Genomic DNA, 22,949 nt, shown 5'->3' on the forward strand with positions numbered 1-22,949 from the left:
GATCATCAAAGTGATCTAACCCTTTGATGCGGATTCGATAAGGGTGACGCAGCGGTTCTGACAGAGTTTTGATCGGTGTGTTTTTTTGACCTTGATTGCGCTAACATTGGACATGCCGGAAGGGGCGGGGTAAGGACAACTTATGGTTTCACGCGTCATACCTGTTGATCCCTTTGATCTGATCATTTTCGGCGGCACCGGCGATCTGGCGCAGCGCAAGATCCTGCCTGCGCTCTACCGCCGTTTCTGCGCCGGGCAATGGCATGAGGATGCCAGAATCATTGCTGCCGCGCGTGGCGACCATTCCGCTGAAGATTTTCGCCAGATGGTCGCAGAGTCATTGCGCAGACACGCCTTGGCACCGACCGGGGAATCGCAGGCATTGGCCCAATTTCTGGAGCGGGTCGACTATGTCCCGCTGGATGCGTTGACGTCCGAAGGCTGGGAGTCGCTGGGTAAAAAGCTGTCTGACAATCGCGTTCGCGCGTTCTATTTCTCGGTCGGACCCCGCTTGTTCGGACCTCTGGCCGAGAGGGTCCGGGCGTATGATCTGGCGACAGAAGACACCCGTATCGTGATCGAAAAGCCATTCGGGCATGATCTGGCAAGCGCGCATCTGCTGAATGCCACGTTGGCTGCGCATTTCGATGAAAGTCAGATTTACCGGATCGACCACTATCTGGGTAAGGAAACTGTCCAGAACCTGATGGCCGTTCGGTTTGGCAATATGCTGTTCGAGCCGCTTTGGAACAGCCAGTATGTCGACCATATCCAGATTACAGTTGCGGAATCCGTGGGTATTGACGGGCGCGAAGAATACTACGAACGCGCGGGCGCGATGCGGGACATGGTGCAGAACCACCTGATGCAGTTGCTGTGCCTGATTGCGATGGAACCTCCTGCAAAGTTCGATCCTGACGCGGTGCGGGACGAAAAGCTCAAGGTGATCCGGGCGCTTGATCCCGTTGAACCGCATCACATCGTGCGGGGCCAGTTTGCGGCAGGACCGGACGGGCCGGGATACCGCGACTGTGTTGGCAACCCACGCTCGACCACCGAGAGTTATGTGGCGCTCAAGGCCCATATCAGCAATTGGCGGTGGGCGGGTACACCGTTTTATCTGCGCACGGGCAAACGGCTGGTGGCGCGTTCGTCGGTGATCAACGTTGTGTTCAAGGACGCGCCGCATTCGATTTTCGGTGCAGATGCCGGGCGTCACGCCAATGTCTTGTCGATCCGGTTGCAGCCGAATGAAGGGATCACCCTCAAGGTGACGATCAAAGAACCCGGGCAAGGCGGCATGCGCCTGATCGACGTGCCGCTGGATATGAGCTTTGCCGAAGCGCTGGGGCCCGAAAACCAGGACCCGCCCGACGCTTATGAGCGCCTGGTGATGGATGTGATCCGGGGCAATCAGACGCTGTTCATGCGTGGGGACGAGGTCGAAGCCGCCTGGGCCTGGACCGATCCGATCACCGACGGATGGCTGGCGCGCGGGGACGTTCCGAAACCTTATGACAGCGGCAGCACAGGGCCGGGCGACGCCGAGCTGCTGATGAAACGTGACGGTCGCCACTGGCAAGGAATCAAGCCATGAATATTCAGGAATATGCTGATCGGGAAATGCTGGCCATCGACGTGGCAAACGCGCTGGCGGGTGAGCTTGAGGCCGCATTGCTGCATCACGACACCGTTGCGCTGGCCGTTCCCGGTGGGACAACTCCAGGACCGGTGTTCGACAGCCTGTGCGCGGCTGATCTTGAATGGGATCGCGTGCGGGTGCTGCCAACGGATGAACGGTGTGTGCCCGCCGATCACGAGCGCTCGAACGAACGTCTGATCCGCGAGAGACTGCTGACCAACCGGGCGTCCGTGGCGCAGTATATTCCGCTTTTTGTTCCGGGTGCAGAGCCTGAAGCGGCCTTGCCGGAAGTCGAGGCGCTGATCGCGCCTGTGTTGCCTTTGTCCGTTCTAGTTCTTGGGATGGGCGAAGACATGCATACGGCCTCTTTGTTCCCTGGAATGGATGGGCTGGAAGAAGCGTTGAGCAGTCATGCGCCGACCTTGACCGTTGCTCGAACCGATGTGCAACCCGAGGCGCGTATTTCGATGACGGCGCCAGTGTTGGATGGGGCGTTGTCGAAACACCTGATTATCTACGGGCAGGCCAAGCGCGACGTTTTGGAAAAGGCCATGTCCTTGCCACCGGAAGAAGCCCCGATCGCCGCCGTTCTTAGCGGCATGACAGTCCATTGGGCGGAGTGAGGCAATGCAACTGGATGCTTTGAAAACGCTGGCTGCCGCTGACCGTCGTATCCTTGATCTGTTTGCCGAGGATGCAACCCGGGCCGGGGCTTATTCCGCCTCAACCGGGGATTTGCTGTTCGATTATTCGAAAACGCAGATCGATGAATCGGTACGCAAGGCGCTGACCCAGCTGTGCGAAGATGCCAATCTGGCGGCGCGGCGAGATGCCATGTTTGCCGGGAACAAGATCAACGAGACCGAAGGGCGCGCGGTGCTTCACACGGCCCTTCGCAACCTTGATGGCGGGCCGGTCGAAGTGGACGGTCAGGACGTCATGCCCGAAGTTCTGGACACGCTGCAACGGATGCGCGTGTTTGCCGAGGAAGTGCGCGGCGGAGCCATTGCAGGGGCAGGGGGCAGCTTTACCGATGTGGTCAATATCGGCATCGGCGGGTCTGACCTTGGTCCGGTGATGGCCACGCATGCGCTGGTGCCGTATCACGATGGCCCGCGGGTTCACTATGTCTCGAACGTGGACGGCGCGCATATCGCGGATACGTTGCGCCAGTTGGACCCGACGCGGACACTGGTGATTGTTGCCTCGAAAACCTTCACAACCATTGAAACAATGACCAATGCGCGCACCGCCCGCGCCTGGATGACCGAGGGCGGAGGGGATCCGTCCCGCCAGTTTGCCGCCGTATCCAGCGCCTTGGACAAGACGCAGGCGTTTGGCATCCCAGAGGCGCACGTGTTTGGTTTTGCCGATTGGGTTGGCGGGCGCTATTCGGTTTGGGGCCCGGTCGGCCTGCCGGTCATGATTGCCGTCGGCTCGAATGCGTTCGATGCGTTTCTACGCGGCGGGCAGGCGATGGATCTGCATTTCCGCTCGGCGGATTGGGTTGAAAACATGCCTGTGATGCTGGCGCTGGTCGGTATCTGGCATCGTCAGGTTCTGGGTCACACCAGCCGCGCGGTTCTGCCCTACGATCAGCGACTGTTACGTCTGCCTGCCTATTTCCAACAGTTGGAAATGGAATCGAACGGCAAATCCGTGGCGATGGATGGATCATCCTTGACCGTGCCTTCAGGGCCTGTGGTCTGGGGTGAGCCGGGAACTAATGGCCAGCACGCGTTTTATCAACTGATCCATCAAGGCACAGATGTCATCCCCTGTGAGTTCATGGTTGCAGCCGAAGGGCATGAACCCGAGCTGACCCATCACCACCGCCTGCTTTTGGCCAATTGCCTGGCGCAGTCCGAGGCGCTGATGCGTGGCCGTTCTTTGGACGAAGCACGGCAGCGGATGGTTGAAAAGGGGCTGCAGGGCGAAGAATTGGACCGACAGGCCCGACACCGGGTGTTCCCGGGCAACCGTCCTTCCACAACACTGATCTATCCGAAACTCACTCCGTTTGTGCTGGGGCAGATTATCGCCCTCTATGAGCACCGTGTGTTTGTCGAGGGCGTACTGTTGGGCATCAACTCCTTTGACCAATGGGGCGTGGAGTTAGGCAAGGAACTGGCCAACTCGCTTGGGCCGATCGTGGATGGTGCCCAAAGCGCCGATGGCAAGGATGGATCGACCGCAGCATTGGTCGCCTACGCTCTGAAACATCGGGATTAACGCCTGAAAACGCGGTCTGCCACACTGGCGGACTGCATTCTTTTATTGTCAGACAATTAAATGATTGGCAGGGTTCCATCCTAGGAAACGACTGGATTGACGCATTGGGGCTTACCCCTAGCTGTTAATGTCAGGTGGATAAGGCAGGGGTCATCTAAGGCCTCGCCAACGACGGGAGGATGTCCATGCTGGGACAGATGATGACGCAGCCCCTGCTGATTTCGTCGCTGATCGATCACGCAGAGCGCTACCATGGTGAAACCGGGATTGTCTCGGTGGAAACCGACGGAACGGTGACCGAAACCAATTGGTCGGGGATTGCGCAGAATGCGCGGCGACTGGCATCGGCGCTGACGAAACTGGGGTTGGAGCCGCAGGACAGGGTCGGAACACTGGCCTGGAACAACCGGCGGCATCTGGAGATTTATTATGCCACTTCGGGCGCGGGCTATGTCTGTCACACGGTCAATCCCCGCCTGTTCCCTGAGCAATTGACCTATATTATCAACCACGCGCAGGACCGGGTGCTGTTCTTTGATGCGACCTTCCTTCCGCTGGTCGCAGCCCTGCGTGGCGCTTTGACCGAGGTTCGGCATTTTGTCCTGATGGGACCACGCAATGATGAGGCAGCAGCCCAGATTCCCGATCTGAAATTCTATGACGATCTGATCGAAACCGGAGATGCGGGTTTCGCGTGGCCCGACTTGGATGAAAACACTGCGTGCGGCTTGTGTTACACCTCGGGGACGACGGGTAACCCGAAAGGTGTGCTGTATTCACACAGATCGACTCTGTTGCACAGCTTTGCATCGAACACGAAGGACGTAATCGGGTATTCCGCGATGGACGTCGTGATGCCTGTTGTGCCGATGTTCCACGTCAACGCATGGGGTTCGCCTTATGCCTGCGCCATGTCCGGATCGCGGCTTGTATTGCCGGGGCCGGACTTGCACGGTGAAGCGCTGGTGAACCTGATCGACACCTATGGCGTGACTTTGGCCATGGGCGTGCCGACCATCTGGCAAGGGTTGTTGGCCCATGCTGCCAAGTGCGGGACCGAGTTGAAAAGCCTCGACCGGACTGTGATCGGCGGCGCGGCCTGTCCGCCATCGATGATCGAAACCTTCCGCGAAACCTATGGCGTGGACACGGTACACGCGTGGGGAATGAGCGAGATGAGCCCGCTGGGCACGACAAATTACCCGCTGGCCAAACATCTTAAGCTGCCTGCGGAAGAACAACACATGATCCGTCTGAGCCAGGGGAGACCGCCGTTTGGTGTCGAACTGAAAATCGTCGATGACGATGGCAAAGACCTGCCTCATGACGGTGAAACGCAGGGCGATCTGATGGTGCGCGGGCATTGGGTGCTGGACAGCTATTTTATGTTGCAGGATCAGGACCTGTTGCAGGACGGCTGGTTCGCGACCGGCGATGTCGCCACTTTGGATGCGGATGGGTACATGACCATACGCGACAGGTCCAAGGACATTATCAAATCCGGCGGCGAATGGATCAGTTCGGTCGAGCTTGAGAATATAGCCGTAGCGCACCCCAAGCTTGCAACGGCGGCGGTGGTCGGTGTGCCGCATCCGAAATGGGACGAACGGCCCTTACTGGTCGCGGTGAAGGCCGACGGTGAAGACCCAAGCGAAGAGGAACTGCTGGGCTTCTTCGATGGAAAAATCGCCAAATGGCAGATTCCAGACAAGGTTGTCTTTGTTGAAGCGTTGCCGCTGAATGCAACCGGCAAGGTTCTGAAACGCAATCTGCGGGCGGATTTCGAGGGGGCTTTGTCGAGCTAAGATCGCGGTATCAAGGAAGAATGGCTCCGGCGGTAGGGATCGAACCTACGACCAATTGATTAACAGTCAACTGCTCTACCGCTGAGCTACGCCGGAACGGTTCGCGCCGTATAGCAATCCGGTTTACCAACGTCCAGAGGGTGCATGAGTTTTTTGAGCGAAAAATTTCCTCAGAATTCGAAGCGATCTTTGACCGTCGAAAACGAATGCTTGAATTGAGAGATTTGGCTCCGGCGGTAGGGATCGAACCTACGACCAATTGATTAACAGTCAACTGCTCTACCGCTGAGCTACGCCGGAACTGAGGGGCGTATAGCAACCCGGATTTCCGGCGTCCAGAGGGTAAGCGCGAGAACCGTCAAAAATTTTTGTCGGTTTAACTGAGCCTGCGAAAAACGGACGATGCCGATAGCGATCCAACTGGAGACACCATGTTTTTCCCTGTCAGATCAACAAGGTGTGCGAAAACGTTTCGTTCGGCTGCACGCAACAAGGCGGCAGGTGTTTCGATGTAAATGCGTTCGGCCAGTTGTCTCGCTGTCCCGTTCGCATCTTCCAATGCAGACAGAATCTGTGTCTCGCGGGTTTGGCGATGTTGTACCAACCAGTCCAAACGCTGGGCAGGGGTGTGTATAGGTGCGCCGTGGCCCGCATGAAAAACCGACCAGTCACGCGCCCGCAACCGGTGGCAGGCGGCCATGAAGTCGGTCAGATCGCCATCCGGCGGAGACACCAATGAGCTGGCCCATCCCATGACGTGATCCGCTGTAAAACAGACGTCCTGCCAGGCCAGGGCAATTTGATTGCCCAGATGGCCCGGGGTGTGAATGACCTCAAGCTGCCATCCGTCACCCGAGATGACCTCTCCGTCCGCCACTTCGACATCGGGCCGAAAGGCGGTGTCGATGCCTTCGCCGCCACCGGCCAGCCCCTGCGCTGCTAGATCGGTCATGACGGCGCTGCGTCCCGCTTCAGGTCCGCCAAAGGCATAGATCGCTGCCCCTGTGCGAGCGGCCAGAGGTGCCGCCAGAGGCGAATGATCCAGATGTGTATGCGTGACGATGATATGACTGATCCGCTGCCCCGGGCGCAACGAATCGAGAATTGCGTTCAGATGCGCCTCGCTGGAGGGACCCGGATCAATGACCGCGATATCGCGATCACCCAGCAGATAGGTGTTGGTGCCGCGATAGGTCATGGGCGAGGGATTCGGCGCGAGAATGCGCCGCAAACCGGGTTGCAGGTCCTCCGCCACTCCGGCAGGTGGGTCGAAATCGTCAGGTGCCTGCATTCTGTGCTCTTCCTCTTGTCCGGGCAGCCCGCTAGGTTTAGCGCATGTCCGCACATTGGCTCAAACCCTATATGCCCCGAAGCCTGTACGCCCGGGCCGCGCTGATCCTGGTCCTGCCGGTGATTGTGTTGCTGTTGGTCGTGGGAATCGCCTTTCTGCAAAAACATCTTGAGGATGTTACCGGCCAGATGACCCGCGCCGCGTCACGCGAGGTGACGCTGATCACCACTATGATGGAAGGTGCCGAAACACAGCAACAGGCGTTGGCCGCAGTTCGCCCGGATCTACAGGCGCTTGAAATGAATGCCAGATTTCTCGACACCAACGAAGAGCCGATGATCGGCGCGCGGCGATGGTATGACTTCATCGCACCTCAGGTCGAATCAGAACTGCGCGCAAGGTTGCCCGATCTTGTTGCTGTTGCGTTGCCCAGCAGTAAAGAGGCGCGGGTTTATCTGAAGACCCATCTGGGCCTGCTGCAACTGACTTTTGACCGGCGCAGGTTGTCACCGGCGGCACCGCATCAGTTGATCGTTACAATGGTGTTCTTCGCCGTCATCATGACAACGATCTCGTTTCTGTACATGCGCAACCAAATACGACCCATTACGCGTCTGGCAGATGCGGCGCAGGCGTTTGGGCGGGGGCGAAGTGTTCCCTATGCTCCCGGCGGGGCCATCGAAGTTCGCGCGGCAGGCAACGCGTTTCTGGACATGCGGGCCCGAATCGAACGTCAGATGGAGCAACGAACATTGATGCTGTCCGGGGTTAGCCATGATCTGCGCACCCCGTTGACGCGTCTGAAACTGGGTCTGTCGATGTTGCCCGAAGACGAGGCCGCGCCGTTGCAGCAGGATGTGAACGAAATGCAGTCTCTGCTGGATGCGTTTCTGGATTTCTCGCGCGGGGTTGCCGAGGGGGCCCCGGAAGAAGTCCGACCGGATGAGTTTCTCCGCCAGATTGTGGACGATGCAAAACGGGCCGGGCTTCACGCGGAACTGATCGGGACCGAGGGGGAGGGAACCGCCATGCTGCGCCCGACGGCCATTCGCCGGGCAGTCGAAAACCTGATCGGTAACGCGGTGCGCTATGGTAACCGGGCTGAGGTCAGCCTGTTTCTGAACGCCAAATCAATGCGCATCCGTGTCGAGGATGACGGTCCCGGTATTCCGGCAGAACAGCGCACCGAAGCGGTGAGGCCTTTCACCCGACTCGACCCCGCGCGCAATCAGAATCAGGGCAGCGGCGTGGGGTTGGGTCTTGCGATTGTAGCCGATATAGCCCGCGCCCATGGCGGCACTTTGCGTCTGGCGAAAAGCGAGCGTTTGGGCGGTCTGTGCGCGGATATTGTCATCGGTCGGTAACCTCCCGTTATGCCCGTACATTGAATGCAATTTTGTTAATTTGTTCAGTCATGGCATCCTGTCCCAATATTTTTTTGCTTATTGGGGGCTGAGAGATGGTTATCGCAGGATTTGTGAAACTGGCTGAAAAAGGGTTCGTGGGCTGCGCGACAATTGCTGCAATTTTGCCGCTCTGGCAGTGGTATGACGAAACGGAAGAAAGACGGGTTGAACGCCTATCGGGCTTCATTGGTGCAGGCGATACCTGCCTGAAGTGGTTGCGGTCCGATCTGGTCGAGTCACTGGCGTCTGAGCTGTGGTATGCGTCGCAGCGCGAAGTAATTAATGGCGACGAAGATCTGGCGCCGCTGCCGGTTCAGGTGCGCGCCAATATGGCGATATTCTGCGCTGAAATGCTGGACTATCTCCAGAATGACTTTGGCAAGTTCGATGAACCTTATGCCTATGATTATTACATGATGATCATGGGCGCCGCGTTTTGGGTCGATCCCGCGGATTTCGAAACTTATCTGGCGACGGTGCACCAGGACCCGGCGCTTTCAGGAAGTCACGAGAATTACAGTTTTGGTGGGCGCGATGGCTATCACTATGAGTGGGAAGTGACTCAGGAAGAGTTCAATGCGTATTTTGGAAACGAAGAATCGAGCGAGTGACTCTGTGCGAACACTTCATAAACTGACACAGGCGTTTCGGCGAAATGGTAGGCCCGGCAGGACTTGAACCCGCAACCAAAGCGTTATGAGCGCTCTGCTCTAACCAATTGAGCTACAGGCCCGCCTTGGCGTCTTGCCTATCACGGTGAACGCCCGCGTCAAGCCTGACCGTTGCAACATGTTGCACAATCGACTAACCCGCCCCAAAGCATTCATGAGGGACCGACCATGACAGCGGGTAAGAACGGAATCACCTATGCCGATGCGGGCGTGGATATTGACGCAGGCAATGCTCTGGTCGATCGGATCAAGCCCGCCGCCAAGCGGACCAATCGCGCTGGCGTGATGAGCGGGCTGGGCGGATTTGGCGCCCTTTTCGATCTGAAAGCTGCCGGGTATCAGGACCCGATTCTGGTAGGGGCAACAGACGGTGTTGGCACCAAGTTGCGGATCGCGATTGACACTGGTGTTGTGGACGGGGTCGGCATCGATCTGGTGGCCATGTGCGTCAACGATCTGATCTGTCAGGGGGCCGAGCCGCTGTTCTTCCTGGACTATTTCGCGACCGGCAAGCTGGACACTGACACCGCAGCACGGATCATCGAAGGGATTGCCGAAGGTTGTGCGCAATCCGGCTGTGCGTTGATCGGCGGCGAGACCGCCGAGATGCCAGGCATGTATCCCGATGGCGATTTCGATCTGGCCGGATTCTCAGTCGGTGCGATGGAGCGCGGTGCGGATCTGCCTGCGGGCGTGCAGTCCGGTGATGTGTTGCTGGGGCTGGCCTCGAACGGGGTGCATTCCAACGGGTATTCGCTGGTGCGTAAACTGGTCGAGCTGTCGGGTCTGGGCTGGGATGCTTCGTCGCCCTTCGGTGAAGGCTCTTTGGGTGAGGCGCTGCTGACGCCCACGCGCCTCTATGTCAAACCGGCTCTGGCCGCGATCCGCGCGGGCGGTGTTCATGCGCTGGCCCATATCACGGGGGGCGGGCTGACCGAAAACCTGCCGCGTGTGTTGCCCGAGGGGCTGGGGGCCGAGATCGATCTGGACAGCTGGCAACTGCCACCCGTCTTCAGCTGGATGGCGGAAACCGGTGGTATCGTCGAAGCCGAAATGCTCAAGACCTTCAACTGCGGCATCGGCCTGATCGTTGTCTGTGCAGCCGACAAGGCGGATGACCTGTCGGCCCTGTTGACGGAAGCCGGTGAAACCGTGGCGCGGATCGGCACCGTGACCGAAACGCCCGGCGTTGCCTATTCGGGCAAATTGCTGTGAACCACAAGCGCGTCGCGATCCTGATTTCCGGGGGCGGGTCGAACATGGTGTCACTGGTCGATAGCATGACCGGCGAACACCCGGCGCGGCCCTGTTTGGTGCTTTCAAACGATGCGCAGGCGGGCGGGCTGAAAAAAGCTTCGGACCGTGGCATTCCGACCGCAGTGGTCGATCACCGCCCGTTTAAAGGGGACCGCGCCGCGTTCGAGGCCGAGCTTTTGAAACCACTGCAAGAGGCAAAGCCAGACATTGTCTGCCTAGCGGGGTTCATGCGGGTTTTGACAGGCGATTTCGTGTCGCGGTTTCAGGGTCGAATGTTGAACATTCATCCCTCTTTGCTGCCGAAATACAAAGGGTTACACACCCATGCTCGCGCTATTGAGGCCGGGGACGGTGAACACGGCTGCTCGGTTCATGAAGTCACCGCAGCGCTGGATGATGGCCCGATTTTGGGGCAGGCGCGGGTGCCTGTCGAGTCGGGCGATACCCCCGATACGCTGGCCGCGCGGGTGTTGGTGTGGGAACATAAACTCTACCCCGAAGTGTTGCGGCGCTTTGCAGAAGGCAACAGGTCACCCGTCCTGTTGCCCTGAACCAACTCAGGGTGATTTACACCCGCCTGAAATTCGGCCTATGGTCGTCGGTAACGCTCGGGACAGAAAACAATAACGGGCAGTCACAAAACAAAGAGCGATACTAGTACGGCGCATGAAAACCCTGACGACGACGCAAGAGCTGGCCGATTTCTGCAAGGCCGCTGCAGGCTATCCTTACATCACAGTCGACACCGAATTCCTGCGCGAGCGGACGTATTATTCTAAACTTTGCCTTGTGCAACTGGCGGTCCCGTCCGAGGATGAAGACAGCGCTGTTCTGGTCGATCCGCTTGCGGATGACCTGTCGCTTGAGCCGCTCTACGATCTGTTCCGGAACGAAGATGTGGTTAAGGTGTTCCACGCCGCCCGTCAGGACCTTGAGATTTTCTGGGTCGAGGCGGGCGTGTTTCCCAACCCTCTGTTCGATACGCAGGTTGCCGCGATGGTCTGCGGGTTTGGCGAACAGGTGGGTTATGAAACTCTGGTGCGGAAAATTTGTAAGCAGGGGGTTGATAAGACCTCGCGGTTTACTGACTGGTCACGGCGTCCACTGACCGACGCGCAGAAAACCTATGCACTGGCCGACGTGACGCATCTGCGAAAGATCTATGATTACCTCGCCGCTGAGCTTGAGAAGACGATGCGCAGCCATTGGGTGGCGGAGGAGCTTCGTACTCTGACGCAGCCTGCGACGTACGACATCCGCCCCGAAGAGGCGTGGAAACGGGTCAAGACGCGCACGAACTCGGCCAAATTTCTAGCCGTCGTGCGGGAATTGGCGCAGTTTCGCGAAGCCTATGCCCAGGAAAACAATGTACCGCGGAACCGGGTTTTCAAGGATGATGCCTTGATCGAACTCGCGTCGACCAAGCCAAAAACGCCCTCTGACTTGGGTGGATCGCGCCTGTTGCTGCGCGAGGCTCGCAAAGGCGCAATTGCCGAAGGTATTCTGGCGGCCGTCAAACGTGGGGTGAATTGCCCGGCGGACAAGCTGCCAAAGGTCGATAACTCCCGCGACAAGCTCAAGGTCAATCCAGCGCTGGCGGACCTGCTGCGGGTGTTGCTGAAATCCAAAACCGAAAGCTCGGGCGTGGCGGCCAAACTGATCGCCACAAGCTCGGAACTGGATCAGATAGCTGCTGGTGAGCGGGAACTGCCTGCCATGTCGGGATGGCGGTTTGAGGTTTTTGGCGAAGATGCCCTGAAGCTGTGCGAGGGGAAAATCGCTTTGGCGGCCAAAGGGCAGGCGGTTAAGGTCGTTGCGCTCTAATTGCGCTTAGCGGCGCCGCGATTCCAGCGCGTTTTGCTGTCCGACAACCCGAACCAGACGAATACCTTCCAGATCCTGTCTGGATACATTGATGGCGTCCGAAACCATCCGCGTACGTTCCGAACCTTGCGGTGTCTCAGAGTTAGGATAGTTTACGCGGAATTCGAACTCCAACGTCCCGTTCTTCGCGTTCTCTTCCGATGGAATAGAAACAAGCCGCGCGTTATAAGCTCCCTGACGCACGGCAGTGCCAGACGCATAAATAATCGCGCCGGTGGGAGTCGGATCAATGCGCAATTCGTCAATTCGTCCAATCTGAATACTGGTGTCCTCAGCATCGGGGCGTGAGAAAAGGCCAGTGCCTCCCCCTTGTTTCGGAACCAGCGCGTCGGCGGCGTTCGGGTCCGGAGGTGTTTCGGCTTCGACAGATCTGCTGGAGCCAAACCAGTTTGAAGGGTTAACCCGAGAATCGCGCCAACTGTTGCAGGCAGACAGGGTCAACGCGGCGATGATAAGAACGGACAGAGATTTTTGCATGGACCCACAGATTTTCACACGAATTCAGGCAATGGGTTAGCGCAATTTCCTCGCGTTGAAAAGCCACAGCGAGGGCTGGACAGCGGGTGGTCGTCGGCATAGTTCACAATTGTGATTGCAACGGAAGGATCACCAAGCCATGGCCACACCTGCCTTTGAAGAAATTGTCGAGGATTTCGAGTTTCTCGAGGATTGGGAAGACCGGTATCGCCATGTTATCGACCAAGGCAAGGCAATGGAGCCTCTGGACGATGCGTTCAAGGTTCCGGCGACCAAAGTGCACGGGTGTGCCAGCCAGGTTTGGCTGCATCCGATGATCGAGTCCGGTGTTTTCAAGTTCGACGGCGACAGCGATGCCTTGATCGTGCGCGGACTGATCGCAGTTCTACGATCCTTGTATAACGGATTGCCGGTGGCCGACGTTCCCAAAGTCGATGCCGGGGCCGAACTGGCGCGCCTTGGCCTGAACGACCACCTGTCTGCGCAGCGTTCAAATGGTCTGCGCTCCATGATCGAGCGCATCCGGCAGGTTGCACAGGAAAACGCCTGATTTCAGGTCGGGCGGTTTGCCCAATCTGTCATCGTGCTTTCCAGATCGCCGTAGCCAGTGAACCGACGTTCGAACTCCAAGCCCATGCGGTCTGCACATTCGCGTGCCCGTTCCGTCAGTTCCGGGCTGTCGATCTGGGCCTGATAGATCAGTTTGGTGTAATTACCGAAATACATGTCGCGCAGTTCCGGGTGGCGATCCAATCCAAGTGGCTTCCAGACGAAGGCGTCGAACTGCCGGGCCAGAAAGTCCGTAAGATAGAAGGCTGTTGTTTCATCTTCTCCGCGCTTCTCAAAGGCCTCGTTCCCTTCGAAGAACGAATAACAATGCGGGCCCTTGACCATTTCGACCCCAAGTTTTTCGCAGGCTTGCTGCAACAGTCCACCAGTTCCGCAATCGGCGTAAACTACATAGATTTTGTCGAACTTGCCTTGATGTTTGGCCACAGCGTCTTCCACGGCCTGAGTGATCCGTTCCGGGTGCACGTGCAGGATTGCCGGCAGGCAGGTCAGCGCCATGTGATCCCAGCCGTTGCGCGTTTTGATTTCCAGGATTTCCCGCGCCAGAGCGCCACAGGCGATCAGCAGGATATTTCCCTTGTCCATACCGTTGTAGCCCTGAGTCGTCAGGCTTGCATCATCTGGCAGGGTTTCGTTCGGCATGGTTTGGCATCCTCTTGGCTATCTATATAGGAGGATGATTAGGGCCGTCGGGCAAGCCTTGTTCCGACATCTGATGTCAGGCCGCCGACGCATGTGTTTCGAACGCAGCCAACAGAGGCCGGGCAGGGGGGCCATAGGCGCTTATGCCCTTTTGCGACAGCTCCGGGAACAGCATCAGGATCTCTTGCCGTGCAGCATTCTCCAAACTGTTCCAGATTTGCGCACCGGGATGAAAGCTCTCGCTTATGCAGCCTTCGGACCAGAGCAGCTCATGCTGGTCGAACAACAGATGGATGTAGGTCACCCATCCTCCGGGGCGCAGTACGATGTCGCGCCCGTTCACGAGGTGTTTGGCAGGGGCCAGAGCCTCGGCAAGGCCCGTGTGTAGCTCTACGCGCCAATCCCGGATCAGCATTCTATGCTGTTGTGACACGAGTAGATCGCGCCTGTTTCCAACGGCGCCAGATTTGAAAAGGACGGGTGTATTCAGCCCTGTTGCTTTGACAGTTCGCCGCCCGATCCAGCGCAGGGTTTGCAGGCCGCGGTCAAGGGTTTCGATTCCATCCCCGACACATAAGGTTTCAATCGGACGCTCTCCTCTTTCGGTGCAGATCAACGTGCCGGGGGTGAAGCAGGGGACCAGATCCCAATCCTCACGCCTAGCTGTCAGGCCCGAGTATCTGTTGCCGCGAAGACTGTTGAAGGTGATTGATCGGATGGGCCCTGATTCCAGCGCCGCCTGATCGGAATTGTCCGAAAATTCCGGCATCAGGTAGGTGTTGCCATCCACATCCTGCGCCACGACAGCGGTAATATTTGCCTTCGAGCCATCGAAATAGGTGATTGAGGCATTGTAAATCGAAGTGCCGTCGAATGTCTGCGGCGACCCATCGTCGATTGAAAACCGATCATCGGCGGACATATTGTTCATGTTGAAAACATGGCCCGGGTTGCCAACCGCACTCCAAGTCGCACTGTTGTGGGCCAGGGGATCGCCGGGCCCGCCAAAGGTCTTTCCTACCAGCGCCGAGGCGTTTTCGGCCCTGTTGTTGCCTTCAAAGCTGTCGATATCGGCGAGTTTGCCAAGCGAAATGACTGTAAAGGTTCGCGGCATGAGGCCTCCGGGCTAGGGGTGCCTCGTTCTTTTAGCCGAGCCTTCGTTTAGAAATGGCTAATCCGGACCGTCTGGTAACGTACCGGTTGCGCAACAAAAAAGGCCGCCCAAACCGGACGGCCTTTGAACATGATTTTTGAGGGGCTCAACCAGCCAGCTGGTTGTGCTTGCGGCCCACGAAATCCTTGGCGGTTTCGACCGCAACAGCGGCGTCGCGACAATATGCGTCTGCGCCGATCGCCTTGCCGAACTCTTCGTTCAGCGGTGCGCCGCCGACCAGTACGATGTAGTCGTCGCGCACGCCTTGCTCGACCATGGTGTCGATGACCACTTTCATGTAGGGCATGGTGGTTGTCAGCAGGGCGGACATGCCCAGAATGTCGGGCTGCTCGGTTTCCAGCGCTTCCAGATAGTTTTCGACCGGGTTGTTGATGCCCAGATCGACAACTTCGAAGCCCGCGCCTTCCATCATCATCGACACAAGGTTTTTGCCGATGTCGTGGATGTCGCCCTTCACGGTGCCGATGACCATCTTGCCAACGCGCGGTGCACCGGTTTCGGCCAGCAGGGGCTTCAGGATGGACATGCCGCCCTTCATGGCGTTCGCAGCCAGAAGAACTTCGGGTACGAACAGGATACCGTCGCGGAAGTCGTGGCCAACGACGGTCATACCGCCAACCAGAGCTTTGGTCAGGATGTCATAAGGCGTCCAACCGCGTTCCAGCAGAATGTTGGTGCCTTCTTCGATCTCTTCTTTCAGGCCGTCATAAAGATCGTCGAACATCTGCTCGACCAGTTCGTCGTCATTCAGTTCGGACAGGACGATATCTTCTTCGTCGGACATGGGGTGTTCCCTGTGCTGGGCGGGCTATCGGCCCGTGGTGGCATTTTTTCCGTTTTGGCCAAAACGTCGCATCCTGACTGTGACGATTGCGACGTCGGTCGTTTCGGGACCGACGTATATGGCAAAAAATGAGGCGGCTCGAGAGAAAAGTCTGCATGATCATCCTGCAATCTCTTCAACTGTTTTAAATCCATTAGTGTTTTTGGAGCCGACTTGCACCAATCGCTAAGCAGGTTTATGTTGAGCAGGAACAAAACGGGAACAAATTATTGAAATGAACATCGCGCGGACCATCAAAGCAAGAGGAGCGGCGACAAACGAATCCGGTAGATTCGAGCGTTTGGCCACCGTGGCCGACGATGACGGCTGGGGGATCGAGGAAGATTTGCCGCCCCTGCGCACCGAGACACGCGAGGAGGTGGCGCGCAGCGCGATAACCTACAACCGTTCTCCGGATTTGCCTTTCGACCGTTCGATCAACCCGTATCGGGGATGTGAACATGGGTGCGCCTATTGCTTTGCGCGGCCCAGCCACGCGTATCTCGGATTGTCGGCAGGGTTGGATTTCGAGACCCGCCTGATCGCGCGGCCCAACATGAGTCATGTCCTGCGCAAGGAGCTGTCCGCAAAGTCTTACAAGGTGGCAACGATGGCCATCGGTACAAACACGGACCCCTACCAGCCAATCGAAAAAACTCACGTGATTACAAGATCATGCCTTGAGGTCTTGCGCGAGTTCAACCATCCGGTCGCGATTGTCACAAAGGGCGCACTGATCGAGCGGGACTTGGACATTCTGGCCGATATGGCCGGTCAAGGATTGGTACGGGTCGGCATTTCTCTGACAACTCTGGATGCGGTCTTGTCCCGGCGGATGGAGCCGCGCGCACCGACACCGCTGCGTCGGTTACGCACGATCAGGGCGTTGACTGACGCTGGCGTTCCGGTCCGTGTGATGACGTCGCCTATTGTGCCGGGGCTGACGGATCATGAATTGGAAAATCTGCTGGAAGCCGGGAAAGAGGCCGGCGCAGATGCCGCGAGTTGGATCATGTTGCGCTTACCGCGCGAGGTGTCTCGACTGTGGCAGGATTGGCTGGCAGATCATGAACCTGTGCGCGCGGAAAAGGTCATGTCAAAGTTGCGGGAAATGCACGGGGGGCGGGATTATGATCCCCGTTGGGGGCATCGAATGCGGGGTGAGGGTGAGTATGCCGGGCTTATTGCTCAGAGGTTTTCGAAAACCTGCAAACGTTTGGGGCTTTCGGTAAAATCTGCCCCGTTGCGCTGTGATCTGTTTGCGGTTCCGTCGCAACCGGGGGATCAGATGAGCCTGTTCTAGGGCGAGCAAACCTGGCGTTAAGTTATCCGGTATGGCGTTGAAAACATGTATTCTTTGAAAATCGCTCGCGCAGGATCAAAAATAAAAGCCCCGGTTGAGCCGGGGCTTTTTTGAATTCTGCTTTTCTGAGCGGATTAACGGTTTTCGATATCCACGTAATCGCGCAGCGTTTCGCCCAGATACAACTGACGCGGACGGCCAATCTTGTTCTGCGGATCTGCGATCATCTCTTTCCACTGGCTAACCCAGCCAACCGTGCGGGACAGGGCGAAGATCGGCGTGAACATCGAAGTCGGGAAGCCCATCGCTTCGAGAATGATGCCCGAATAGAAGTCGACATTGGGGAACAGTTTCTTCTCGGCGAAGTACGGATCTTCCAGCGCTTCTTTTTCTAGCTCTTTGGCGACCTGAAGCTTGGGGTTGTCCTCAATTCCCAACAGGTCAAGAACTTCGTCCGCCGACTGTTTCATCACTTTGGCGCGCGGGTCAAAGTTCTTGTAAACGCGGTGGCCAAAGCCCATCAGGCGGAACGGGTCGTCCTTGTCCTTGGCGCGGGCGATGTACTCGGGAATGCGATCAACGGTGCCGATCTCTTCCAGCATTTCCAGACATGCCTGGTTGGCGCCGCCATGGGCAGGCCCCCACAGGCAGGCAACACCGGCGGCGATGCAGGCGAACGGGTTTGCACCCGAAGACGACGCCAGACGCACGGTCGAGGTCGAAGCGTTCTGTTCGTGATCCGCGTGCAGGGTCAAAATCCGGTCCATTGCGCGGCTGAGGATCGGGTTGACCTCATAATCCTCGGCAGGAACGGCGAAACACATGCGCAGGAAATTCGACGCATAGTCCAGATCGTTGCGTGGATACACGAAGGGCTGCCCGATGTGGTATTTGTAGGCCCAGGCCGCAATTGTCGGCATCTTGGCGATCAGACGGTGCGAGGCAACCTCACGTTGATGCGGATCCGTGACGTCGGTCGAGTCGTGATAAAAGGCTGACATCGCACCAACGACGCCGACCATGATGGCCATAGGATGCGCGTCGCGGCGGAAACCGCGATAGAAATACTGCATCTGCTCGTGCATCATGGTGTGGCGGGTGATCGTGGTTTCGAACTTCTCCAGATCCTTCGCCGCCGGCAGCTCTCCGTACAGCAGCAGATAGCAGACTTCGAGGAAGTGCGATTTCTCGGCCAGTTGGTCGATCGGATAGCCCCGGTGCAGCAACTCACCCTTTTCGCCGTCGATATAGGTGATGGTGCTGTCGCAGCTGGCAGTCGACGTGAAGCCAGGGTCGTAGGTGAAAACACCGGCTTCACCGTAGAGCTTGCGAATATCGATGACATCCGGACCAGCGGTCGGGGAATGAACAGGCAACTCATACTCTTTGCCGTGAACGGTCAGAGTGGCTGTTTTGTTGCTATCAGTCATGGTTGTCCCTTCTTCATTCATGCGCACACCAGAGCGGCCTCCGGCGATACGGGCAATGACTGCGCGCGTACGCGCAGCCCGGGTGTTAGTGGAGCAGCGTTACCCGAATATGAAGATTGGGTTATTTCACTGCCTCAGAAAGCCGCGCCAGGGTTTCATCCCGCCCCAGCACCAGCATCATGTCAAAAACCGAAGGAGTGACAGCCCGACCCGCCAGAACGGCCCGTAGCGGGCCCGCCAGCTTACCGAACTTGAGTTCCTTTGACTCGGCAAAGGAATTCAGGGTTTCCTCCAGCTCGTTTCGGGACCAGCTAGCATTTTGCAGCTGCGGCGTCAATTCCGTCAGTATACCATCGGATACAGATGCCAGTGCTTTTGCAGCTTTCTCGTCAGGAACAATCGGCCGTTCTGTCAGGGCAAAGTGTGCTTTTTCAAGCAGTTCCGGGAAAGTTCGCGCCCGATCCTTGAGGCAATACATCGCACGTTCCAGATCACTGGATTGTGTATCCGTCAGGGCCGGCAGATTGGCAGCCGCCAGATAGGCTTCGATTTCTTGCCGCAGCGCAGCATCTTCTGCAACGGCGATGTGTTGCCCGCAGAGGTTCTCAAGCTTTTTCAGATCGAACCGTGCCGGACTTTTGCCAATGCCCACAAGATCGAACCATTCTTTTGCCTGAGCATCGGTGAAAAATTCATCGTCACCGTGGCTCCAGCCGAGTCGGGCGAGGTAATTTCGCATCCCGGCAGCAGGATACCCCATGGCCTGATATTCTTGCGCACCTAGTGCGCCGTGGCGTTTGGACAGTTTTTTCCCGTCAGGCCCATGGATCAAAGGGATATGTGCCCAGACCGGAACGTCCCAGCCCATCGCCTCGTAGATCATCATCTGGCGCGCCGCGTTGTTCAGGTGATCATCGCCGCGAATAACGTGGGTGACGCCCATGTCGTGATCATCGACCACCACCGCCAGCATGTAGACCGGTGTACCGTCCGAGCGCAGCAGGACCATATCGTCCAACTGATCATTGCGGATCGTCACGTCACCCTGAACCTGATCGCGGATCACCGTCGCGCCGTCCTGCGGGGCCTTGATGCGGATGACGAAGGGCGCGTCGGGATGTGTTGCAGGATCTGCATCGCGCCAGGGGCTGCGGAACAGGGTCGACTTCCCCTCGGCCCGGGCCTGTTCGCGGAAGGCGGCGATTTGATCCTGAGTCGAGAAACACTTGTATGCCTTGCCCTCGGCCAGCAACTGATGTGCGACCTCGGCGTGGCGTGCAGCGCCTTCGAACTGGCTGATCACATCGCCGTCGTGATCCAGACCCAGCCATGCCATGCCCTGCAAGATTGCCGCGGTTGCCTCGGGGGTCGAGCGTTCGCGGTCAGTGTCTTCGATCCGCAGAAGAAACTTGCCGCCACGGCCGCGTGCATAAAGCCAATTAAACAGCGCGGTACGCGCGCCACCGATATGCAGAAAACCGGTGGGAGAGGGGGCAAAACGAGTGACGACCTGTTCGGACATGGTGGGGATTAACCTTTTGGTAACCGTATCTGGCATAGCTTGACGCCTGTCTAACGAGCCCGAAGGACGGGGGCAACCATGCGTGTTCTTGCACGGGTCGAGGCCGCGCTGCTGCACCAGACAGGGTACCTGTTCCCGTGGTCGCCGGTCCTGCTGGCAACGGGGATTGGCCTCTATTTCGGCCTCCGGGTTGAGCCGGATTTGCCGGTTTATGCAGGTCTGATCTTTCTGTGCGTGGCATTGATCGCCCTGCGCCGCTGGCTGCCACCGGGGATGGGCACGTTGGCGATAGGGGGGGCGTTGATTGCGGCTGGTTTCTGTCTGGCTGGTGCTCGCGCCCATATGATGGCGGAACCGGTTCTGTCATGGCGATATTATGGCCCCATCGAGGGGAGGGTCGTCGCCATGGATCGGTCCGCCTCGGATGCGTTGCGGTTGACGCTCGATCAGGTGCGCGTAGGGGACGTACCTCAGGAGCGCAGGCCGCGACGCATCCGTCTTTCCGTTCACGTTCCAATGGGTCCAATTGCTCCGGGGCAGCGCATTATGACCACCGGGCATCTCTCGCCACCGCAAGGTCCGGTGGAACCCGGCGGGTTCGATTTCCGCCGTCATGCCTGGTTTCAACGTCTGGGCGCGGTTGGGTACACCCGCGTTCCGGTTCTGACCATCGCACCCGCATCGGAGGGCGTAGAGGGCGTTCGGATCACCGCAGTTCGGATGGCCATCTCGCAGCGCGTGAAAGAAGTCTTGCCCGGCGAGATTGGTGGATTCGCGGCCGCTGTCACCACCGGGGATCGTAGTGGAATGGGGCAGCAGGCGCTTTCATCCTTACGCGCTTCGAATCTTGCGCATCTGTTGGCCATTTCCGGGCTCCACATGGGGCTCCTGACCGGGTTCGTGTTCGTGACCTGCCGCATGGGGCTGTCGCTGTGCCCTCCTGTCGCGCTTCGGTTGCCGGTTCGGAAAGTGGCAGCCGTGTGCGCACTTTGCGCCGCGACCATCTACCTGATGCTGTCCGGTGGCAATGTCGCCACCGAGCGCGCCTTTGTCATGGTAAGTGTCATGCTGGGTGCGTTGTTGATCGACCGGCGGGCCATCTCTCTGCGCGCGGTCGCGGTCGCGGCAATAATCGTTTTGGTTCTGCGCCCCGAGTCTCTGTTAAGCCCGGGATTTCAAATGTCCTTTGCTGCAACCACAGCATTGGTCGCCGTTTTCGGCGCGCTGAGAGACTTGGGCCCTTTGCCCGGTCCGAACTGGTTGAAACCGGTTGCCGGGGTGTTGATGTCGTCGGCGATTGCCGGTCTTGCTACTGCTCCGATAGGTGCCGCGCATTTCAACACGATGTCTCATTATGGGCTGTTGGCGAACCTGTTATCCGTGCCTGTCATGGGACTTTTTGTGGTGCCGTCGGCAGTTGTCGCGGCACTTCTTGCCCCAATCGGATTGGAGGCGATTCCCCTGACCGTTATGGGCTGGGCGTTGCACTGGATTCTGACGGTATCCAATTGGGTGTCGCAATTGGACGGTGCGCAGGGATTTGTGGTCAGCCCGCCTTGGTTCGTGCTGCCGCTGATCGCGTTAGGCGCATTGTGGCTGGCCTTGTGGCAAGGCAGCATGCGTTGGATCGGTGTCGGACCCGCTGTGTTGGCCTTTCTGCTGTGGAGCATGGGTCAAAGACCGGACGTCCTGATTGCTGAGAATGGCGGTCTGGTAGGCGTCATGACAGAACAGGGCCGGGCCCTTAGCAAAAGTAAGGGCAGCGGGTTTGTCGCCAGTGTCTGGCTGGAGAATGACGGTGATGGTGCAGATCAAGCCGAGGCGGCGCTCAGATGGCCGGACAGCGGTTTTGTTCAGCGATATCCAATGAAGGACAATGAGATCGTCCATATCACCGGAAAGCGCGCGGCAAGATCGTTTGATGAGTGTCGGGACAACCAGATCATTATCTCGGCAGTTGCGCTGACTCTGAAAGGATCATGTGGGGTATTTGACCCGAAAAAAATGTACGAAACCGGTAGCCTGTCGGTCTCGGACGGAAAACTGACATCAAGCGCGGATTTGACAGGTCATCGGCTCTGGTCCCCGAAACCTGCCGGGGACCGCCGTTCAAAACAGGATCAATAAGTCCGGATCAAACCGACAAGGCGGCCCTGAACCTTGACCTTTTCTTCAGGCAGGACTCGCGTTTCATATGCCGGGTTTGCGGCTTCAAGCGCGATGGCATTGCCACGGCGGAAATACCGTTTCAGCGTCGCTTCCTGATCCTCGACCAACGCGACAATGATGTCGCCGTTATCCGCGGTCGAAGTTTCCCGGATGACAACAACATCACCGTCATTGATGCCAGCGTCGATCATCGAGTCGCCGCGTACTTCCAACGCATAGTGCTGGCCCTGCCCCGAAACCATGGGGCCAGGGACGGCGACGTGATGCGAGACATGGCTGATCGCTTCAATGGGAACGCCAGCTGCAATCCGGCCCATAACCGGTAGTTCCAACGCGTCCACCGAAACGGGTTCCACATTCGCCGGGCGGCGGCCTTCGGGCTTGTCACCTTCGATCACACGGGGCGTAAATCCAGCGGTCGGTTCGCCACCGAGGCTTTCGGGCAGTTTGACAATTTCAATGGCACGGGCACGATGCGCAAGGCGACGGATAAAGCCGCGTTCTTCCAGCGCAGTGATCAGCCGGTGGATACCGGATTTCGACCGCAGATCAAGCGCAGCTTTCATTTCGTCGAAACTGGGCGGAACACCGTCCGCCTGCACGCGTTTGTGGATGAATTCCAGCAAATCCAATTGCTTCTTGGTCAGCATC

Annotated in this window: 20 protein-coding genes and 3 tRNA genes; 12 read left to right on the forward strand and 11 right to left on the reverse strand. The window is 58.0% G+C overall.

Annotated elements, in window-relative coordinates:
- Positions 1-142: 142 nt before the first annotated feature.
- The 4 genes from zwf (at position 143) to ACR0LF_RS01690 (ending at position 5,679) form a co-directional block, all read left to right on the forward strand.
- Positions 143-1,597: a glucose-6-phosphate dehydrogenase gene (gene zwf / locus ACR0LF_RS01675; RefSeq protein WP_480574021.1), complete on the forward strand. Its 1,455-nt coding sequence runs from the start codon at positions 143-145 to the stop codon at positions 1,595-1,597.
- Positions 1,594-2,265 carry a 6-phosphogluconolactonase gene (pgl, locus tag ACR0LF_RS01680; protein ID WP_480574024.1) on the forward strand — a complete coding sequence of 224 codons (672 nt, stop codon included), beginning with the start codon at positions 1,594-1,596 and terminating at the stop codon, positions 2,263-2,265. The genes zwf and pgl overlap by 4 nt, the downstream gene beginning before the upstream one ends.
- A gap of 4 nt (positions 2,266-2,269) precedes the next feature.
- Positions 2,270-3,874, forward strand: a complete 1,605-nt coding sequence (gene pgi, locus ACR0LF_RS01685; protein WP_480574027.1) for a glucose-6-phosphate isomerase — start codon at positions 2,270-2,272, stop codon at positions 3,872-3,874.
- A gap of 185 nt (positions 3,875-4,059) precedes the next feature.
- Positions 4,060-5,679, forward strand: coding sequence for a long-chain-fatty-acid--CoA ligase (locus ACR0LF_RS01690; protein WP_480574030.1), 1,620 nt, complete (start codon positions 4,060-4,062; stop codon positions 5,677-5,679).
- Positions 5,680-5,700: 21 nt separating this feature from the next.
- On the opposite strand, the gene ACR0LF_RS01695 is transcribed toward ACR0LF_RS01690, so the two are convergent.
- The 3 genes from ACR0LF_RS01695 to ACR0LF_RS01705 all read right to left on the reverse strand — a co-directional run bounded on the left by ACR0LF_RS01695 (position 5,701) and on the right by ACR0LF_RS01705 (position 6,970).
- Positions 5,701-5,775: transfer RNA gene (locus ACR0LF_RS01695), tRNA-Asn, on the reverse strand.
- 129 nt (positions 5,776-5,904) lie between these two features.
- Positions 5,905-5,979: transfer RNA gene (locus ACR0LF_RS01700), tRNA-Asn, on the reverse strand.
- 76 nt (positions 5,980-6,055) lie between these two features.
- Positions 6,056-6,970, reverse strand: a complete 915-nt coding sequence (locus ACR0LF_RS01705) for an MBL fold metallo-hydrolase (protein ID WP_480574033.1) — start codon at positions 6,968-6,970, stop codon at positions 6,056-6,058.
- A 44-nt stretch (positions 6,971-7,014) separates the two neighbouring features.
- Here ACR0LF_RS01705 and ACR0LF_RS01710 point away from each other — a divergent pair, with 44 nt between their 5' ends.
- Together ACR0LF_RS01710 and ACR0LF_RS01715 are read left to right on the forward strand one after the other, a co-directional pair.
- Positions 7,015-8,334 (forward strand): ATP-binding protein, encoded by a 1,320-nt coding sequence (locus ACR0LF_RS01710; RefSeq protein ID WP_480574036.1) that lies wholly within the window; start codon positions 7,015-7,017, stop codon positions 8,332-8,334.
- 95 nt (positions 8,335-8,429) lie between these two features.
- Positions 8,430-8,987: a hypothetical protein gene (locus ACR0LF_RS01715; RefSeq protein ID WP_480574039.1), complete on the forward strand. Its 558-nt coding sequence runs from the start codon at positions 8,430-8,432 to the stop codon at positions 8,985-8,987.
- A 45-nt stretch (positions 8,988-9,032) separates the two neighbouring features.
- Here the strand turns inward: ACR0LF_RS01715 and ACR0LF_RS01720 are convergent.
- Positions 9,033-9,109 (reverse strand) — tRNA-Ile (locus tag ACR0LF_RS01720).
- 106 nt (positions 9,110-9,215) lie between these two features.
- Between ACR0LF_RS01720 and purM the strand changes: the two genes are divergently transcribed.
- From purM to rnd, 3 genes are all read left to right on the forward strand, one after another.
- Positions 9,216-10,262, forward strand: coding sequence for a phosphoribosylformylglycinamidine cyclo-ligase (gene purM, locus ACR0LF_RS01725; RefSeq protein WP_480574042.1), 1,047 nt, complete (start codon positions 9,216-9,218; stop codon positions 10,260-10,262).
- A complete protein-coding gene (gene purN / locus ACR0LF_RS01730; protein ID WP_480574045.1) occupies positions 10,259-10,855 on the forward strand; it encodes a phosphoribosylglycinamide formyltransferase in 597 nt (198 codons plus the stop codon). The genes purM and purN overlap by 4 nt, the downstream gene beginning before the upstream one ends.
- A 115-nt stretch (positions 10,856-10,970) precedes the next feature.
- Entirely contained in the window at positions 10,971-12,128 is a 1,158-nt protein-coding gene (rnd, locus tag ACR0LF_RS01735) for a ribonuclease D (RefSeq protein WP_480574047.1), read from the forward strand.
- A gap of 6 nt (positions 12,129-12,134) precedes the next feature.
- Here rnd and ACR0LF_RS01740 read toward each other — a convergent pair whose 3' ends face one another.
- Positions 12,135-12,665 (reverse strand): hypothetical protein, encoded by a 531-nt coding sequence (locus ACR0LF_RS01740; RefSeq protein WP_480574050.1) that lies wholly within the window; start codon positions 12,663-12,665, stop codon positions 12,135-12,137.
- Positions 12,666-12,804: 139 nt separating this feature from the next.
- On the opposite strand from ACR0LF_RS01740, the gene ACR0LF_RS01745 reads away from it, so the two are divergent.
- A complete protein-coding gene (locus ACR0LF_RS01745; RefSeq protein ID WP_480574053.1) occupies positions 12,805-13,215 on the forward strand; it encodes a SufE family protein in 411 nt (136 codons plus the stop codon).
- 2 nt (positions 13,216-13,217) lie between these two features.
- Here the strand turns inward: ACR0LF_RS01745 and ACR0LF_RS01750 are convergent, their stop codons facing one another.
- The 3 genes from ACR0LF_RS01750 to ACR0LF_RS01760 all read right to left on the reverse strand — a co-directional run bounded on the left by ACR0LF_RS01750 (position 13,218) and on the right by ACR0LF_RS01760 (position 15,835).
- Positions 13,218-13,877: a DUF1638 domain-containing protein gene (locus ACR0LF_RS01750; protein ID WP_480574056.1), complete on the reverse strand. Its 660-nt coding sequence runs from the start codon at positions 13,875-13,877 to the stop codon at positions 13,218-13,220.
- Between the two features lie 76 nt (positions 13,878-13,953).
- Positions 13,954-14,991, reverse strand: coding sequence for a Hint domain-containing protein (locus tag ACR0LF_RS01755; RefSeq protein ID WP_480574059.1), 1,038 nt, complete (start codon positions 14,989-14,991; stop codon positions 13,954-13,956).
- A 145-nt stretch (positions 14,992-15,136) separates the two neighbouring features.
- The gene (locus ACR0LF_RS01760) at positions 15,137-15,835 is read right to left on the reverse strand and encodes a corrinoid protein (RefSeq protein WP_480574062.1); all 699 of its coding nucleotides are present in this window, start codon (positions 15,833-15,835) and stop codon (positions 15,137-15,139) included.
- 274 nt (positions 15,836-16,109) lie between these two features.
- Here ACR0LF_RS01760 and ACR0LF_RS01765 point away from each other — a divergent pair, with 274 nt between their 5' ends.
- Entirely contained in the window at positions 16,110-17,177 is a 1,068-nt protein-coding gene (locus ACR0LF_RS01765; protein WP_480574065.1) for a PA0069 family radical SAM protein, read from the forward strand.
- 134 nt (positions 17,178-17,311) lie between these two features.
- Here ACR0LF_RS01765 and gltA read toward each other — a convergent pair whose 3' ends face one another.
- Both gltA and gltX read right to left on the reverse strand, forming a co-directional pair.
- A complete protein-coding gene (gltA, locus tag ACR0LF_RS01770) occupies positions 17,312-18,607 on the reverse strand; it encodes a citrate synthase (protein WP_480574068.1) in 1,296 nt (431 codons plus the stop codon).
- Positions 18,608-18,728: 121 nt separating this feature from the next.
- A complete protein-coding gene (gene gltX, locus ACR0LF_RS01775) occupies positions 18,729-20,129 on the reverse strand; it encodes a glutamate--tRNA ligase (protein ID WP_480576151.1) in 1,401 nt (466 codons plus the stop codon).
- Positions 20,130-20,207: 78 nt separating this feature from the next.
- On the opposite strand from gltX, the gene ACR0LF_RS01780 reads away from it, so the two are divergent.
- Positions 20,208-22,256, forward strand: a complete 2,049-nt coding sequence (locus ACR0LF_RS01780; RefSeq protein ID WP_480574071.1) for a ComEC/Rec2 family competence protein — start codon at positions 20,208-20,210, stop codon at positions 22,254-22,256.
- On the opposite strand, the gene lexA is transcribed toward ACR0LF_RS01780, so the two are convergent.
- Complete coding sequence (gene lexA / locus ACR0LF_RS01785; protein WP_480574074.1) at positions 22,250-22,948, reverse strand: transcriptional repressor LexA; 699 nt, start codon at positions 22,946-22,948, stop codon at positions 22,250-22,252. The two genes, ACR0LF_RS01780 and lexA, sit on opposite strands and share 7 nt — an antisense overlap.
- Between the last annotated feature and the right edge of the window lies 1 nt (position 22,949).

The sequence above is a fragment of the Ruegeria sp. E8 genome, from assembly GCF_056533985.1.

Coding starts and splice junctions, on each gene's coding strand:
- zwf (WP_480574021.1), top strand. CDS start 143: ATGGTTTCACGCGTCATACCTGTTGATCCCTTTGATCTGATCATTTTC.
- pgl (WP_480574024.1), top strand. CDS start 1,594: ATGAATATTCAGGAATATGCTGATCGGGAAATGCTGGCCATCGACGTG.
- pgi (WP_480574027.1), top strand. CDS start 2,270: ATGCAACTGGATGCTTTGAAAACGCTGGCTGCCGCTGACCGTCGTATC.
- ACR0LF_RS01690 (WP_480574030.1), top strand. CDS start 4,060: ATGCTGGGACAGATGATGACGCAGCCCCTGCTGATTTCGTCGCTGATC.
- ACR0LF_RS01705 (WP_480574033.1), bottom strand. CDS start 6,970: ATGCAGGCACCTGACGATTTCGACCCACCTGCCGGAGTGGCGGAGGAC.
- ACR0LF_RS01710 (WP_480574036.1), top strand. CDS start 7,015: ATGTCCGCACATTGGCTCAAACCCTATATGCCCCGAAGCCTGTACGCC.
- ACR0LF_RS01715 (WP_480574039.1), top strand. CDS start 8,430: ATGGTTATCGCAGGATTTGTGAAACTGGCTGAAAAAGGGTTCGTGGGC.
- purM (WP_480574042.1), top strand. CDS start 9,216: ATGACAGCGGGTAAGAACGGAATCACCTATGCCGATGCGGGCGTGGAT.
- rnd (WP_480574047.1), top strand. CDS start 10,971: ATGAAAACCCTGACGACGACGCAAGAGCTGGCCGATTTCTGCAAGGCC.
- ACR0LF_RS01740 (WP_480574050.1), bottom strand. CDS start 12,665: ATGCAAAAATCTCTGTCCGTTCTTATCATCGCCGCGTTGACCCTGTCT.
- ACR0LF_RS01745 (WP_480574053.1), top strand. CDS start 12,805: ATGGCCACACCTGCCTTTGAAGAAATTGTCGAGGATTTCGAGTTTCTC.
- ACR0LF_RS01750 (WP_480574056.1), bottom strand. CDS start 13,877: ATGCCGAACGAAACCCTGCCAGATGATGCAAGCCTGACGACTCAGGGC.
- ACR0LF_RS01755 (WP_480574059.1), bottom strand. CDS start 14,991: ATGCCGCGAACCTTTACAGTCATTTCGCTTGGCAAACTCGCCGATATC.
- ACR0LF_RS01760 (WP_480574062.1), bottom strand. CDS start 15,835: ATGTCCGACGAAGAAGATATCGTCCTGTCCGAACTGAATGACGACGAA.
- ACR0LF_RS01765 (WP_480574065.1), top strand. CDS start 16,110: ATGAACATCGCGCGGACCATCAAAGCAAGAGGAGCGGCGACAAACGAA.
- gltA (WP_480574068.1), bottom strand. CDS start 18,607: ATGACTGATAGCAACAAAACAGCCACTCTGACCGTTCACGGCAAAGAG.
- gltX (WP_480576151.1), bottom strand. CDS start 20,129: ATGTCCGAACAGGTCGTCACTCGTTTTGCCCCCTCTCCCACCGGTTTT.
- ACR0LF_RS01780 (WP_480574071.1), top strand. CDS start 20,208: ATGCGTGTTCTTGCACGGGTCGAGGCCGCGCTGCTGCACCAGACAGGG.
- lexA (WP_480574074.1), bottom strand. CDS start 22,948: ATGCTGACCAAGAAGCAATTGGATTTGCTGGAATTCATCCACAAACGC.